Annotated in this window: 13 protein-coding genes and 1 pseudogene; 9 read left to right on the top strand and 5 right to left on the bottom strand. The window is 61.5% G+C overall.

Annotation, left to right across the window (positions count from 1 at the left end; translation table 11 throughout):
- Positions 1–128 precede the first annotated feature (128 nt).
- The gene (locus B0G62_RS31630; RefSeq protein WP_167401227.1) at positions 129–296 is read right to left on the bottom strand and encodes a hypothetical protein; all 168 of its coding nucleotides are present in this window, start codon (positions 294–296) and stop codon (positions 129–131) included.
- Here B0G62_RS31630 and peaA point away from each other — a divergent pair.
- From peaA to B0G62_RS11175, 5 genes are all read left to right on the top strand, one after another.
- A complete protein-coding gene (peaA, locus tag B0G62_RS11195; RefSeq protein WP_103704425.1) occupies positions 295–1914 on the top strand; it encodes a quinohemoprotein amine dehydrogenase subunit alpha in 1620 nt (539 codons plus the stop codon). The two genes, B0G62_RS31630 and peaA, sit on opposite strands and share 2 nt — an antisense overlap.
- A gap of 88 nt (positions 1915–2002) precedes the next feature.
- Entirely contained in the window at positions 2003–3442 is a 1440-nt protein-coding gene (gene peaB, locus B0G62_RS11190) for a quinohemoprotein amine dehydrogenase maturation protein (protein WP_103704252.1), read from the top strand.
- Between the two features lies 1 nt (position 3443).
- Positions 3444–3767 (top strand): quinohemoprotein amine dehydrogenase subunit gamma, encoded by a 324-nt coding sequence (gene qhpC / locus B0G62_RS11185; protein WP_027819789.1) that lies wholly within the window; start codon positions 3444–3446, stop codon positions 3765–3767.
- A gap of 26 nt (positions 3768–3793) precedes the next feature.
- Positions 3794–4963, top strand: coding sequence for a quinohemoprotein amine dehydrogenase subunit beta (peaD, locus tag B0G62_RS11180; RefSeq protein WP_103704251.1), 1170 nt, complete (start codon positions 3794–3796; stop codon positions 4961–4963).
- 197 nt (positions 4964–5160) lie between these two features.
- Positions 5161–6207 (top strand): purine-nucleoside phosphorylase, encoded by a 1047-nt coding sequence (locus tag B0G62_RS11175; RefSeq protein WP_103704250.1) that lies wholly within the window; start codon positions 5161–5163, stop codon positions 6205–6207.
- A 32-nt stretch (positions 6208–6239) separates the two neighbouring features.
- On the opposite strand, the gene B0G62_RS11170 is transcribed toward B0G62_RS11175, so the two are convergent.
- Complete coding sequence (locus tag B0G62_RS11170) at positions 6240–7613, bottom strand: hypothetical protein (protein ID WP_146055253.1); 1374 nt, start codon at positions 7611–7613, stop codon at positions 6240–6242.
- 473 nt (positions 7614–8086) lie between these two features.
- Here B0G62_RS11170 and B0G62_RS11165 point away from each other — a divergent pair, with 473 nt between their 5' ends.
- Entirely contained in the window at positions 8087–9007 is a 921-nt protein-coding gene (locus B0G62_RS11165) for a class I SAM-dependent methyltransferase (protein ID WP_103704248.1), read from the top strand.
- Between the two features lie 534 nt (positions 9008–9541).
- Complete coding sequence (serC, locus tag B0G62_RS11160) at positions 9542–10642, top strand: 3-phosphoserine/phosphohydroxythreonine transaminase (protein WP_103704247.1); 1101 nt, start codon at positions 9542–9544, stop codon at positions 10640–10642.
- A gap of 60 nt (positions 10643–10702) precedes the next feature.
- Here the strand turns inward: serC and B0G62_RS11155 are convergent, their stop codons facing one another.
- Positions 10703–11662 (bottom strand): substrate-binding domain-containing protein, encoded by a 960-nt coding sequence (locus tag B0G62_RS11155; protein WP_103704246.1) that lies wholly within the window; start codon positions 11660–11662, stop codon positions 10703–10705.
- A gap of 196 nt (positions 11663–11858) precedes the next feature.
- Here B0G62_RS11155 and B0G62_RS32685 point away from each other — a divergent pair.
- A pseudogene (locus tag B0G62_RS32685) lies at positions 11859–12044 on the top strand (MFS transporter); the annotation flags it as partial.
- A 351-nt stretch (positions 12045–12395) separates the two neighbouring features.
- Here B0G62_RS32685 and B0G62_RS11145 read toward each other — a convergent pair.
- Together B0G62_RS11145 and B0G62_RS11140 are read right to left on the bottom strand one after the other, a co-directional pair.
- Complete coding sequence (locus B0G62_RS11145; protein ID WP_103704244.1) at positions 12396–12788, bottom strand: SRPBCC family protein; 393 nt, start codon at positions 12786–12788, stop codon at positions 12396–12398.
- A gap of 97 nt (positions 12789–12885) precedes the next feature.
- Positions 12886–13956 carry a DMT family transporter gene (locus B0G62_RS11140; protein WP_103704243.1) on the bottom strand — a complete coding sequence of 357 codons (1071 nt, stop codon included), beginning with the start codon at positions 13954–13956 and terminating at the stop codon, positions 12886–12888.
- 168 nt (positions 13957–14124) lie between these two features.
- Between B0G62_RS11140 and zigA the strand changes: the two genes are divergently transcribed.
- Positions 14125–15363, top strand: a complete 1239-nt coding sequence (gene zigA, locus B0G62_RS11135; protein ID WP_103704242.1) for a zinc metallochaperone GTPase ZigA — start codon at positions 14125–14127, stop codon at positions 15361–15363.
- The last annotated feature ends 29 nt before the right edge of the window (positions 15364–15392 follow it).

Raw genomic sequence — 15392 nt, 5'->3', positions numbered from 1 at the left:
GACGGATACGGAAGAATGCGTGCGGACGCATCAAATCGTCGGGCCGCTTAGCATGAGAATTATTTTTCGTATCGGTGATTACCCGAAAATCGCCACAAGAAAAACCCTTGTTTCAAGGGCTGAACGCATCAGATGACGCATAAAATCGGATTGGCACGCCCCATGCTTAATGCTCTGTCGAAGCATTGCAGCGCCTCACAAACTTCATGCGGGTCATTTACAGGGTCATTTGCACCGCATGAGACGAAACGAGACAGGCCACAGAAAACCCGGTAAAGGAGCAGAGCCTTGTTCATGACTTTTCATTCGCGCCGCTTTTCATCGCAGGCTCGCGGCGCTCGCCTCGCAAGCGTGTTTGTGCCGCTCGCTTTCGCGGCCCACGTCGCGTATGCCCAGACCGCAGCGCAAACGCGTGATGCGCCGACCATTATCAGCCAGACCTGCGCCGCGTGCCATGGCGCGGAATCGAAGGATACGTGGAGCCGCATCAGCCATCAGCGCAAGACGCCTGAGGGCTGGCTCATGACGATCGCTCGCATGCAGACCATGCACGGTCTCGTGATCAGCGACGAAGACCGGCAGATCATCGTCAAGTATCTGGCCGATCGCCAGGGTCTGGCGCCCGCCGAAACCGCCGATGCGCGCTATGCGCTCGAACGTCGTCTCAACACCCAGGAAGTGCTCGGCTCCGACGAGTTCAAGCAGATGTGCGCGCGTTGCCACTCGGCGGCGCGTCCGCTGCTGCAACGTCGTCCAGTGGCGGAATGGGACCGGCTCGTGAATTTCCACCTTGGGCAATGGCCCTCGATCGAATATTCGGCGATGGGCCGCGACCGCGACTGGCTCAATGTCGCGCTCAAGGACATCGCGCCCATGCTCGCGCAGCAGTATCCCTATGAGAGCACGCAATGGGCGCAGTGGCAGAAGACGCGTCCGAAGGCGACTTCGCTCGCAGGCGCCTGGAGTTTTGCCGGTCATATGCCGGGCCGCGGCGATGCAGCGGGTGTGATGACGGTGACGGGCGGCACGAAGGATACGTTCAAGGTGACGCTTAAAGGCCATTTCGCCGATGGCGGCGCGCTCGACGGCAGCGGCACTGCGATGCTTTACGACGGCTATGAATGGCGCGCGAGCATCAAGGTGCAAGGCGTGGAGATGCATCAGGTGCTGGCCGCCATGAACGGCGAGATGAAAGGCCGTATGTTCGACGAGGCGCACGACGAGCGCGGGCTCGACTTCGACGCGGCGAAGCTGGAATCGAAGGGCGCGCCGCGCATCCTCGCCGTGCAGCCCGCGTTTATCAAGGCAGGCGAAAGCACCGAACTCACCGTGGTGGGCGCGAATCTGCAAGGCACGCCCGATTTTGGGCCGGGTGTGCAGGTGAGCGGCGTGCTGGCACGCTCGGCGCAGGTGATCCGTGTGCGTGTGACGGCGAGTGGCGATAGTGCGGTTGGCGCGCGCGCCGTGAGCCTCGGTAACACGCAGGGCGGGCAATTCGCGGTCTATCGCGCGATCAAGGATGTGAAGGTGGTGCCCGAGTATGCCGTGGCGCGTATCGGCGGCAATGGCGGCTCCGTGCCGAAGGTCGAAGGCCGCTTCGATGCCGAAGCCTGGGGCGTGGACGCGGCGGGCAAGCCGTTCCGCATCGGCGTGGTCCCGGCGAAATGGTCGGTCGAACCGTTCGACGAGCAGGCGAAGGACGATCGCGACGTCAGGTTCTCGGGCGCCATGCAGGCCGTCACGGGCGTGTTCACGCCGGGCGATGCGGGTCCAAATCCGGCGCGGCGCATGTCGACCAACAACACCGGCAATCTCAACGTGATTGCTGCTGTCGACGATGCGGGGCAGACCGTTACAGGCAAGGCGCATCTGATCGTGGCCGTGCAACGCTGGAACAACCCACCGATTCCGTGATGCGCTCATCGCGCCTGTCGTGAAGTCGCGCTGCGTAAAAGCGCGCGCCGCAATCGCATAGCACCGAATCGAATGCAAGGAGAGTGAGATGAACGCCATGCTGAACGTGGTGGAACGCAACGTCCACGAAGTGCAGGTGGACGATGCCCGCCTGATGTTCCATGTACCGAGCAGTTCCTTGTTCGCCGCCGATCGCATGACGGCCGCGATCATCGACGCACTGCGCGCAAGCAGTTGCACGGCGGACGAACTGTTCGCCCGCCTCGCGCATACGTCCGCGCAAGGCGGGCGCAGTGAGTTGAACGAAACACTCGAAGAACTGATGGCGCTGGAAGTGGTGAGCGATGGTTCGCCGTTGACGCCCGAGATCGGCATCAAGCGGGTGGAGCGCGTGGCGCTCAATACGGTAGTGCTGAACGTGAATACCGGCTGCAATCTGAGCTGCACGTATTGCTACAAGGAAGACCTCGATACGCCATCGGCCGGGCGGCGCATGGATCTGGAAACGGCGAAGGCATCGGTGGAAATGCTCATCGAACAGTCGCCCGACGAGCCGCGCTATACCGTGGTGTTCTTCGGCGGCGAGCCGCTGAGCAACCGCAAGCTCATCGAGAACATGGTCGAGTATTGCGAACTGCGTTTTGACGCGCTGGGCAAGGGTGTCGATTTCGTCATGACGACCAATGCCACGCTCTTGACCGAGGAGATCGTCGACTGGCTCGACGCACATCGTTTTGGTTTGTCCGTGAGCATGGACGGTCCGCGTTCCGTGCACGATCTGAACCGGCGCACCGTGGGCGGGACGGGCACTTACGACGTTGTACGGCGCAAGGTGGAAATGCTGTTGCGGCGCTATCGAAGCCGCCCGGTGGGTGCGCGCGTCACGCTCACGAGCGGCGTGACCGATATCGCGGGCATCTGGGATCACCTCTTCAATGAACTCGGTTTCGCGGAAGTGGGCTTCGCGCCGGTCACCTCCGGCGCGCTCGATACGTTTAATCTGCAGCCCGAAGAATTGAAGCGCGTGTTCGACAACATGAAGGCGCTTGGGCGGCGCTATCTGGCGGCGGCGCTGGAGAATCGCAATATCGGCTTTTCGAATCTGCATCAACTGATTACCGATATCCACGAAGGCCATAAGAAATCGCTGCCCTGCGGCGCGGGCCTCAAGATGCTTGCCGTCGATCACCAGGGCGAGCTGAACCTGTGTCATCGCTTCACGGGCTCGACGCTGCCGACTTTCGGCAACGTGCATACGGGCGTGGATACGGAGCAACTGACGGGCTTTCTTTCGCAACGGCTCGAACGCGAAGGCACCGGCTGCGAGACTTGCCGCATCCGCAATCTCTGCTCGGGCGGCTGCTATCACGAGAGTTACGCGCGCTACGGCGATCCGCAACATCCCACCTACCACTATTGCGAGTTGATGCGCGACTGGGTGGATTTCGGCATCGAAATCTATAGCCGCATCATGGCCGGCAATCCCGCGTTCATCGAGCAACACATCACCCCGCGCAAGGCACACTGACATGAAACATCTCAAGCCGCTCAACAACAAGGCGAAGCAACTGGAGCAGGCGGCGGCCGAAGACCGCCTCGAAGAGGTGGTCGCGATGACCTCGGTGGCGGGCTGCACCGCCACGACCGACCCTGGCTGGGAAGTGGACGTGTTCGGCGGCGTGGCCTCGCTGTGCCAGCCAATGGAAGCAGACCTCTACGGCTGCTCCGATCCGTGCTGGTGGCCCGCCCAGGTGCCCGACATGATGACCACCTTCCAGGACTGGAACAAGACGGCCGCCGATTCGGGCAAGGACTGGCGCAATCTCGGCAGCGTATTTCCCAAAGACAACTGAGCCACGCGAATCTGAGAGGACACACCATGGCATTGAGGAAGCAGACCGCGTGCGCCGCGCTGGCCGCCGCATTGGCGACATGCATCGTTGCACTGCCCGCGCTGGCGCAGACGGAGCCGGCGGCTGAAGTGGGCGCGAAGCTTGCCGCGAACACCGCCGCGCCGCTCGCAGGCGGGCACGAATACCTCGCGGTGACGAACTACCCCAACAACCTGAGCGTGATCGATACGGCTACGGACAGCGTGGTCAAGACCTGCGCGCTGCCCGATGCGTTCGGCCCCGGCACGATGCAGATCAGCCCGGACCGCAAGCGCGCCTATGTGCTGAACAATCACTATGGCGATCTTTATGGCGTCGATCTCGATAGCTGCAAGGCCGTGTTTCATGCGGCGCTCGCGCAGCAATGGGACGAGCGCGCGCGAGCCATGTTTTCGATCGCGCTGAGTCCGGACGGCAAGGAAATCTATAGCGTCGTCAATCCGACGAAGATGAATCGCGATAGCTATGAGGTGCAAGCGCCGCGCCTGCAGGTGTGGTCCACCGACGGCGGCATGGACGCGAAGCCCATCCGCAGCTTCCCCGCGCCGCGCCAGACCACCATGATTCAGGCGGCGGACGATGGCTCGCTATTCATCGTCGGGCCGGATATTTACCGCATGAACGCGCAAACCGGAAAATACGATGTGGCCGTGCCGTTGCGCAACTGGACGCGCCCGCTCTATGGCCGCCCGGATGTGCTGTACGTATGGCCGCAGCAGCGCCCGCAGCACGCGTTCAATCTGCTCTACACAGCCGACCGCTTTCCCGACGAGAAGAAAGATCCCGCGAAAGCGCAGACCATGTACGGCTATGTGGATATCGACCTGAAAAGCGGCAAGGCCGCGCTCACGGATTTTGCGCCGTTCACGGAGGTTTATTTCACGGGCGGGCGTTCGCCGAAGGACCCGAACGTGATGTATGGCGTGCTGAACCGGCTCGCGAAATACGATATCAAGAACGAGAAGATGGTCGCGAGCGCGGCGCTCGATCATTCGTACTACTGCCTGTCGCTCAACAAGGAAGGTGACAAGATCTATCTCGCGGGCACCTTCAATACCGTGGCGGTCTACGACGCCGATACGCTCAAGAAGCTCAAGGACATCCCGCTGCCCGGCGGCGACATGGCGATCACCACGGCGCAGATCTTCACGCGCTAGGCGCCACGAACGCGCGCGGGCACGGATGGGCGTGCCCGCGCGATCGATTTTTTTCTCCGCTTATACTAAGCCTCGCCTGAACGGCTCAAGCCCAGGTCCCACGCTGCACGCCGATAAATAACACGACTTCAGTCGAGAACACGGCACGCGATTCCCATTTCGCAACGGCAGTTCTTACCTGAGAGGCAGGGTCCCGTATGCTAAATCGTGTTTTTGTTGCTGTGATTTCATCGTTGCTTGTGGTCAGCGCACATGCTGGCGACAGCTTTGTGCAGGAGGGCGGCGCATCGCATGGCCGTCCGGTCAAGGTGATGATTATTTCGATGTTCGGTCCTGAAGGCCAGGTGTGGCTCGATCATCTTGGCCCATGGCAGAACATTCCTGTTGCGGGTCTGTCTCCCGACTACCCGGCCGTGCATTGCAACCGGCAGGATATCTGCGTGATGACGACCGGCATGGGGCACGCGAATGCCGCGGCATCGATGATGGCGTTGACGTTCTCGCCGCGCTTCGACCTGCGCCGTACGTATTTCATGGTGGCGGGCATCGCCGGGATCGATCCGCTCCAAGGGACTGTGGGTTCCGCCGCGTGGGCGAACTGGCTCGTCGATTTCGGCGTCCAGTGGGAAATCGACGGACGTGAAATTCCGCAGGGATGGAATACCGGCTATCTTGGCGTGAACGCGACCGACCCGACGCAAAAGCCGCCGCTCGACTATCGCACCGAAGTGTTCCAGCTCAATCCAGCGCTTTCGAATGCGGCGTTCGCGCTGTCGCGCGGCGTGACATTGAGCGACAGTCCGCAGGCGCAGGCGGCTCGCGCCAAATACAGCTATGCGCCGGCAAATCGTCCGCCGAGCGTGATCCAGTGCGATACCCTTGCGGGCGACACCTGGTGGTCAGGCACGGACATCGGCGAACGCGCGCGGCAATGGACGAAGATACTGACCGACGGCAAGGGAATCTATTGCACGACGCAGCAGGAAGACAACGCCACTTACGAGGCGCTGAAACGCGCGGCGGCTGCGCAGCGCGTCGACCTCAACCGCGTTGCGGTGCTACGCGCCGGCTCGGATTTCGACCGTCCGTATGCGGGCCAATCGAGCGCCGACAATCTGCTTGGCTATTCGTCGCAGGGCGGCTTTACGATTGCGATCGACAACCTGTTCCTCACCGGCAATCCGCTTGTGCAGGACATCGTGACGCACTGGAGCGAGTGGCGCGCGGGCGTCCCGCAGCGGTAATGCGGTGGTGCAGGAGCCGGTCGGCGTAGCGGTCAATCGTGTTCACCGCGATTGTCGTCCGGTGTCATTGCACGAGTGTCGAGCATGTGTTCGAAGGCCTCGATAATCCGGTCGATATACGGATTCTTGTGTGCAAGGGGACCGACCTGTGACTCGCGATGTGTCAGCATGGTCGCGTTTGTTTCAAACACAAGTACCTGCCCATCTGCCGTAAGTGTGAAATCAATGCCGCCGTAATCGAGCGAAAGGCGCCGTCCGATTTCGGCGATGGCATTGAAAGCCCGCTCGCCGAGCGCCGCAGCTGGATCGGCTAGAAAGCCCAGCTCTTCATGTAGCTTCCACGATTCGTCAGCCATATTCGCCGAAAAATAGTGAACCAGCCAGTGGCTGGAAATAGCGAGGTGATAGGGGAACGGTTTGCCTTCAACATAGATGACACGATATTTGCGGTAGTAACCATCCTCGCTGCGAAAATCTTGCCAGGCCGTGAGGTAGCAGGGCGCACCAAGTTCAGCTAGCGCAGGAAACAACGTCGCAAGTGACGTATGTTTTTCTAGCCGTTCGCCACCGTGCGTCGCAAGCGGGCGCATCAAGAGCGGAAACGAAAGGCCCGATAGGTCGATCCGGCTTGCCAGCTCGTCGATGTTCGCCGGGCATGAATCGATGCGTATGCAACATGGCACGATGACATCCTGAACGCTTTCCAGAAGCGCAGCCGTCGAGTGCCTGTGTGTATTTGTGATCGCATGAGGTGGATTGAGGATCGGTCGGTCGCATCGATCCACAAACTGCGCGAGACGCGTGGCAAGCGGTGTGGCGATATCGGCGTCGCCGATGCCATTGAACACCAGATCATAAGGCGGCAGTTGTGCGTCTTCGGCTTCGCTGGCGTAGTCGATGGCGTAACGCACGCGCGTGTACTTTTGCGGGGACAGCAAGGTTTCGAGCGGGACGTTGCCCGTGCCCTTGCCGGCGCCGAGTATCAGGATACGGTGCTGTTCGTCGCCAAGCGCCGCCTCGGTGAAAACGCGCTGCAGTTGATAGGCGCGTTCACGGTGGAAGGCCGCCTCTTCCCGCAGTTCCTCGCGTTCGAGTGCAACAGCAAGATTCTGATGGGCGATGGCGAGTCCCGGCTCAACCTTGAGCGTATGCCGGTACCAATGAATGGCCTCCTTGCGTCGCCCTTTCATTGCATAGACCGTCGCAATGTTATAGAGCGCGAGTGCGGACTGGCCGCCAGGCGCGGTGCCGAGCGCCGCGAGGGCAGCGAGTGCCAGTTGGTGTGCGGCCGATCCTGCCTCGTCGTTGGCTGCGCGCATGGCGGCTAGCATCCGCGCGTGCAGGGCCGCGTCGAGGGGAGCGGCATCGAGTGCCTGTGCTACTTGTTCGAGGGTGTCGGACGTCACGGGATCGGGTGAAGGGGTGTTTGTCTTTCTAGCCACTGATGGGAAGGGATCAGTTCGTTTTGAGTACTGTCAGGCTATCAAACCGAACGGATCGGCGAGACAGGGAAATGAGTGGCGAATGGCGGTCTGATCACCGGATGTACCTTTCTAAGCGCTTCCATTTTGTTTTCGGTGATCTGGATCGGCGTTGATTTCGACAATGCCAATGTCCAGAATCCGCAGCCTCAGGAAATCGCAAGCCGATTGACGGAAGCAGTTCGTCTCTTGCAAAGACATCGGCTTGATCGATGTATGTATGAAGGGCGTCAAAAAGGCCGGATACGACACAGGGCGTTTGGCCCGAATGTGAAATTTTTCGAAAGCTACGCTTAAGGTACGCATAAGGCGGTTGTCCTTAAAGTGCTACGAGGTGCGCCGCGCAAAGCGGCGCTTGGACGGATGTGAGCGATTCGCTCACGAAGGCGAAACACAAAATGAGTGGTGATACCGTGGCTGATGCGGATCTGCGGGCCGATTGGCTGACAGGCAAGCGTTTTTCAAACGATCTGAACGTAGAACGCGCGTTGCCTGCGTCGATAGAACCCGACATAGACCTGCTTCTGGAGCGCGCGCAGTTGCGTGATGGTATGACCTTGCTCGACGTCGGCAGCGGCGATGGCGCGGTGGCCCTGCGAGCAATTGAGCAAGTAGGCGTGTCGCTCAAGGTATTCATCACCGACATTTCGCCGAAGCTGCTGTCTCGTGCCGAGGAACGCGCGCGCGAACGGGGTGTGGCGCGTCAGTGCACCTTTGTGCAAAGCTCCGCGCAGTCAATGCACGCCATTGCAGGCGCTTCAGTGGACGCAATAACGGCGCGGGCCATGATTGGCCATTTGCCCGATAAACCGGCGGTATTCCGTGAGTTTTACAGGGTACTGAAACCCGGTGGAAGAATTTCACTGGTGGAACCCATACGCAGGGACGAAGCGTTCGAGGTGTCTGCCTTGCGCTCGCTGGTCGAAGCGAACGCCGACGCACCAGGGAATCTATTCTTTCGCCTGCTGCATCGCTGGAAACGCACACCGTTTCCTGGTACCGAGGCGGAAGCTGCGTGCACGCCGACGACCAGTTTCAGCGAGCGTGATCTCGTCAACATTGCGATGCAATGCGGTTTTGTCGATATCCACATGGAGTTTCATATCGATGTCGGCCTGTCGCTTTGCGGGTCGCGGGATACGCCGCTCGACAGCACGCCGCTCCCGTGGTCGCCGACATTGAGACAGTTGATGGCCGAGGAGTTCGACGCGCAGGAACAGCGGATGTTCGAACAGGTCATGCGATCGCAGATGGGCTTAAGAGACATGCGCGCGGTTAATCGCATGGCATTTCTTTCTGCAAGAAAGCCTGTTTCCTGAAACGCGAGGATGGAAATAGAGGACCGGATAATTGATTCGGATGGCATTTGTTCGTCTGTCGCGAAACGAATTGTGATGACCAGTTCAAACGTTCCCGAAACCGCTGGAACCATAGCGGCGTGAACTTTACGCTTATCATTCGCCGGGTTGGCTCGCGTGTAGGGCGAGGGCTGCGCACGTAATAAATATGAAAGAACTTTCGGGTTATGTGAATCCGTCTAGCCACGAAGCGTTTTACGCCGCGTCATCTATCGATTACCAGAGCCAGGACGGGCTGCTCAGAAAATATCGCATCGCGCTGATCGGCGCTGCGCCATATGTGCGAAGAGGACCCGCTTCATGGCATCATTCGACGCGGAATTCGTGCAGCGGCTCCAGACGGGCGCCTGGTGATCCTCGAAATCGCAACCGCGATGGCGGTGCATGACATGGACCACAGCGCTGCGTTTCGCTATTAGCCTGCTCGCATGAAGTACTTATTTGACGTGTTTTGCACAATGGTCGAGCGCAAGGCAGTGACTCATCGAGAGAGAAATGACAACACGCCGGAACGAACTTAACTTTTCGGGCGGCCCCGGCGCGCTGCCTGCAACGGTTCTTGAACAGACTCAGCGTGCCATCGAGGCGTTGCCGGAAACAGGGCTATCCGTGCTGGGAATGAGTCATCGGTCCGAGTGGTTTCTGGCGCTGGTCGATGAGGCATCGCGCAATCTGCGCAATTTACTGGGCTTGTCGGAAGATTACGAAATCGCCTTCATGCAGGGCGGCAGCAGTCTGCAATTCGCGACGATCCCGATGAATTTTGCCGGGCTGCCATTCGCGCCACCGCAATATGTGAGTTCAGGCTACTGGAGCCGGCGCGCCACCGCGGAAGCGCAGCGCGTCTACCAATGCGGCGTGGCGTGGGACGGCGCGCATTCGCACCATAGCGAATTACCCGAACTTGCGAAACTCGATATCGATCCGCGCGCGGCCTATTTGCATTACGTGTCCAACGAAACCGTGGAAGGGCTTCAATTCGGCGCACAGGAAGCGCCGTCGAACGTTGCGCTTATTGCGGATATGTCTTCGGACTTTTTGTCCGGTACGGTGGACACGGACCGATATTCGATGATCTACGCGCACGCGCAGAAAAACCTCGGCCCTTCGGGGGTGACGGTTGTGCTGGTCAAGCGCGCGTTGCTCGAACGCATTCCCGACGGTCTTCCTGCGATTCTCGACTATCGCACGCATATCACGCATCACTCGAATTACAACACGCCGCCCGTATTCGCCATTTACGTGCTGACGCTTGTTTCCCGATGGTTGCGCGATGATATCGGCGGTCTGCGTGCGATGGGCGCGATCAACGAACGGAAAGCCGCCATGATTTACGGTACGCTCGAAACGTTAGGCGATGCCGTGCGTATTCACGCAAAAGCACCGTGGCGATCGCGCATGAACGTAGCTTTTTCGTTTGGTGACGAGCAGCTCGATCGTGACTTCGTCGAGTTCGCTGGCGAGCGGCAAATGACGGGCCTTGAAGGCCATCGTTCGATCGGCGGTATTCGTGCCTCGCTGTATAACGCGGTCACGGAGCAAGCCACCGCGTCACTTTGCGAAACGATTCGCGACTTCGCCGCGAAACGGCTTTGATATCGGCAGCCGTTGTACGGTGTGCAGCTTCGATGACAATACGATGCTGGCAACAGCCTGCTAAAGCGCGTCCTTCGTAACCAGCGTGACCGGCGTTTCGATGTAGTCGGGCAGATCGTCCTGACCGCGATGCTCGACGCACGCCTGCAAGGCCACGTCGAGACCATAGACGGCCTGCTTTTGCGCGAACTGGTCGAGCGAAGCGAGCACGCGGCCATCCTCGATCATGGGCTTGATCGCGTCGCTGGCGTTGAAGCCGGTGATCAGCACGCGGCCCGTGAGTTGCGATTCGCGCACCGCGTCCACGGCGCCGCGCGCCATGTTGTCGTTCGCGCACAGCAGCGCGCGGATGCCGGGCCGCGCGGCGAGGATCGACGCAGCCGCAAGACGCCCCTGACCATATTCCCAGTTGCCGGTTTCGACGGCGGCGACTTCGATCTGCGCGGCCTGCATGGCGTCGCGAAAGCCCGCGGTGCGTTGCTGCGCGTTGAGGTCGGCGGAAACGCCTTCGATGATGCCGATCCGATCGCCCGCGTGCAGCCGGTGCGCGACATAGTCGCCCACGCGTGTGGCTGCACGCCGGTCGTTGGGGCCAACGTAGGGGATGTGCAGATGCGCCTCGTGCAGTGCGTCGGCATCGAACGGATTGTCGATCGCGAGTGTAAGGATGCCGCGCTGCACGCTGCGGCTCGCGGCGTTCACGAGTGCGCGCGAATCGGACGGCGCGAGCACGATCGCATTGACGCCCTGTTTGATCGCCGTATCGACGAGGCGGATCTGCCCGGCCGCGTCGCTTTCCGACTGGATGCCCAGCACCGTTAGTCTGAACGGATAGGGCGCGTGCGCCTGGAAGACCTTCGCGGCGGAGATCATCGCCAACGTGAACGGGTCGGGCAGGTTCTTGAGCACCAGTGCGATGGACGTGTCGCGCGTGGCGCTCTGGCTGCTGCGGGCGTGCGCGGCGCCGATCGCGGCAAACAGGCTTGCGAGCACGAAGCGGCGGCGTTGGGGATGAAACATGGTGTGAGCGGCGGCGCGGGTCGCGCGAGGTGGAACGGAATGCTGGAAGTGTAAACGAGGCTTGAGGCTGCGGCGGGGCGATCTTTGGCGCTTTCGTCGTACGCTTCGTCATGCGCTTCGCGGCCTCGTGCGGTTCAACTTGCCGGTGCTGCCGTGGCGGTGCCGGCGCGCGCTTCAGCACATGATGTCCAGCTCTTTCGGCTTTAACGGTATCGGCACGTTTTTTCTGGGCTGGCTACCCGATAAATTCGGATGCCGAAGCGTATTCACGTTTTCCTTGCTGTGGTGCTCCGTCGGTTCGATCGTGATGGCGTTGCAGCATTCGTCCAATGGCTTGATCCTGCGGCGCTTTGTGACCAGCATCGGCGTGGGCGTAGAGATCGGCGCGTTCGGGCCGCGCATGAATGGTTTGTCGCTCGATGAGTTTTCCCGTTAGGCCCAAGGAAAGGCGTTGGGTAGGCAAATGCCGCCGGGTCGTGCGATCCGGCGGCTAGCCCTCGTGTTGGGTGCACATGATTTGAGTTGGGTCGGCTCCGGAAAAGTTTGTATTTAACAAGAAAATTGTATGCATTTCTGTGACGTGCCCATTCCGCGGGCTAGTACGCGATTCAGTCATCAAATGCAACTAACCGCCAACCCAAAACGACCACTCCGAATTACATGAGCGCGGTGGCACACAAACATCTGGCGCATGATTTTCGCTGGTCTTGCAAGGGGATCTGATATTGCCGCGTCACAACGCCAGATTGCGCGCCGCCGCCGCGCAACCCGCATCCATCAGCGGCTCGACCAGTGCGCGCCGATCGTCGGGCAGGAAATCGCAGATCCATACCAGTCGGCAGCGGCCGCCCGTCGCATCCGCGACGATTTGCATCGACGCCGAATAGTGCTCGAAATTCGGCCCGCAGACCGTGTAAGCCACGCGCATGCGCGCGTCGTCGACCGCGACGATGCGCTCCTGCACCACATTGCCGTTCGCAAACGTCACCGTGCGCAGATCGCCGTCCACCCGCGCGTCGGTGAGCACGCCCGAGAAGACGCGGGCGATATTGCGCGAATCGCGCAGCGTGGCCCACGCATGCGCGGCGTCGGTGTCCAGGGGAAGGTCGCGGTAAAGGGAAGCCATCGTTGCGTCTCCTTGGCGGATCGTAGGATCTTCGGATGGCGCCAGTATGCGCGCGGCGCGCGGGGCGCAAAAGTCGCGCGCATCTGCTCGATACCGCTCAATGCGAATGCCGGTGATGTACGTCCGGGAAATGCGCGTGCGTATGCGTGAGCGGCAGATGATGGTGTGCGTGCGTGTGCGGTTCGGTGCCGTCCCAATCGAAATCGTGCTCGTGCCGATGGTGTGTGTCGTGCCGATGCCGATGCGTATGGTCGAGCGGTTCGTGCGTGTGCTCATGTTCGTGGCGCTCGCGCACATGCAGCCAGACGCCCAGCGTCATCAGCGCGAGCGCGGCCCAGAACGTGAGCGCGGGCCGCTGCGGCCACAGCATCAGCGAGAGCGCCACGCCGAACAGCGGCGCCACCGAGAAATACGCGCCCGTGCGCGCCGTGCCCAGATTGCGCAACGCGACCACGAACAATACGAGGCTCACGCCGTAGCCCGCGAAACCCACCGCCATGGCCGCCGCGAGGCGCGCGCCGTCGGGCCAGTGCGCACCCAGCCAGAAGGCCAGCAGCAGATTGACCGGCCCGGCCGCCAGGCCTTTGAGGCAGGCGATCGTCATGGCGTCGTTGGCGGAGACCTTGCGGGTGAGATTGTTGTCGATCGCCCAGCACAGACACGCGCCCATCACGAACAGCGCGCCAGGAGCGAGTCCCGCGTGCGGCCCGCTCCACGACAGCAGCAAGCCGCCCGCGACGATGGCGGCCATGCCCAGCGCGATTTGCGCGTCGAAGTTCTCGCGAAAGCCGATCCACGCGATCAACGCCGTCAGCACGCCTTCGAGATTGAGCAGCAGCGCGCTGGTGGCCGCGGGCGTCGTGACGAGGCCGAGCATCAACAGCGCGGGACCGGCCACGCCGCCCGCGACGATCGCGCCGGCCAGCCAGGGGGCTTCGGCGAGGCGCGGCGGCGTGTGCTCGGGCGGGGCGTCCGCGCGGCGGCGCAGTCGGCGCAGTCGGCGCACGAGGATCGCGATGCCGAGTCCCGCGCCGCTGCCCAGATAGAAGAGCCCCGCCACCATGAAAGGCGGCAGGGTGCCGAGGAGCGCCTTGGCCAGCGGCGTGGCGGCGCCAAAAAGCGCGGCGGCGGCCAGCGCCGTGACGATGGCGTGGAGATGCGATCTCATCAGCAGAAATATCGGATATACGGCGGGATTCGCGGTGGGCGGGGGTAGCCCGATTATCGCCGACCGGGCACGCGAAGCCGCAGTAGCCGATTCCGCCTGCGATCTTTTGTGTGTTATGTTATAACATCTCAAATAATCCATGCGATATAGAACGAAAAGGAGCCCTCAATGGATTCACGCCTGCCGGTGACGGTGCTTTCCGGCTTTCTTGGCGCCGGCAAAACGACGCTGCTGAACCACATCCTGAACAACCGCGAAGGCCGCCGCGTGGCTGTCATCGTCAACGACATGAGCGAGGTGAACATCGACGCCGCGCTCGTGCGCGATGGCGGCGCCCAGCTTTCGCGCACTGACGAAAAGCTCGTCGAGATGAGCAACGGCTGTATTTGCTGCACCTTGCGCGAGGACCTGCTGCTGGAGGTGAACCAGCTTGCGAAGGCGGGACGCTTCGACCAGTTGGTGATCGAGTCGACGGGCATTTCCGAGCCGCTGCCGGTGGCCGAAACCTTCACGTTTGCCGACGAGCGCGGCCAGAGCCTGTCCGATGTCGCGCGCCTCGACACGATGGTGACGGTGATCGACGCATTCAATTTCCTGCGTGACTACGGCTCGCAGGACAGCCTGGAGGCGCGCGGTGAATCGCTCGGCGAGGAAGACCAGCGCACCGTAGTGGATCTGCTGATCGAGCAGATCGAGTTTTGCGACGTGATGGTCATCAACAAGATCGACCTGATCGACATGCCGGCCCGTGAGCGCCTGATTGCCATCCTACGGGGCCTGAATCCGCGTGCGCGCATCGAGATCGCCGAGTTCGGCAAGGTGCCGCTCGATCGCGTGCTCGATACGAAGCTGTTCGATTTCGACGAGGCCGCGAAAGCGCCCGGCTGGCTGCAAGAGTTGCGCGGCGAACACACGCCGGAAACCGAGGAATACGGCATCGGCAGCTTCGTCTGGCGCGCGCGGCGGCCCATGCATCCGCAGCGTTTCTGGGAGCTGGTGAACAGCGAATGGCCGGGCGTGGTGCGGTCGAAGGGTTTTTTCTGGCTTGCCAGCCGGCCCACGCACGCCGGGTCCTGGTCACAGGCTGGTTCTGTGTGCCGGCACGGCGCCGCCGGCCTCTGGTGGGCCGCCGTGCCGAAGTCGCACTGGCCCACGGACGAGGAGTCGCTCGCGTTCATCGACGACAACTGGGATGAGAAGGTGGGCGACGCGCGCCAGGAACTGGTGCTGATCGGCATCGACATGGACGAAGCCGCGTTGCGTCACCGTCTGGATGCCTGTTTGCTCGACGATGCGGAGATGGCCGCAGGCCCGCTGGCATGGGGCGATTTCACTGATCCGTTTCCCGCATGGGGCGGTGCGGTTCCGCAGGAGCAGGAAGCGCAGGAAAGCGGCGTTATCCAGTGAGCGTGCGCGCGTTGCTCAAGCGTCCTTGA

This window comes from Paraburkholderia eburnea (genome assembly GCF_002917095.1).
Lineage (GTDB): Bacteria > Pseudomonadota > Gammaproteobacteria > Burkholderiales > Burkholderiaceae > Paraburkholderia > Paraburkholderia eburnea.
The sequence above is the reverse complement of the archived record's forward strand: the minus strand, read 5'-3'. Positions and strand labels throughout refer to the sequence as shown.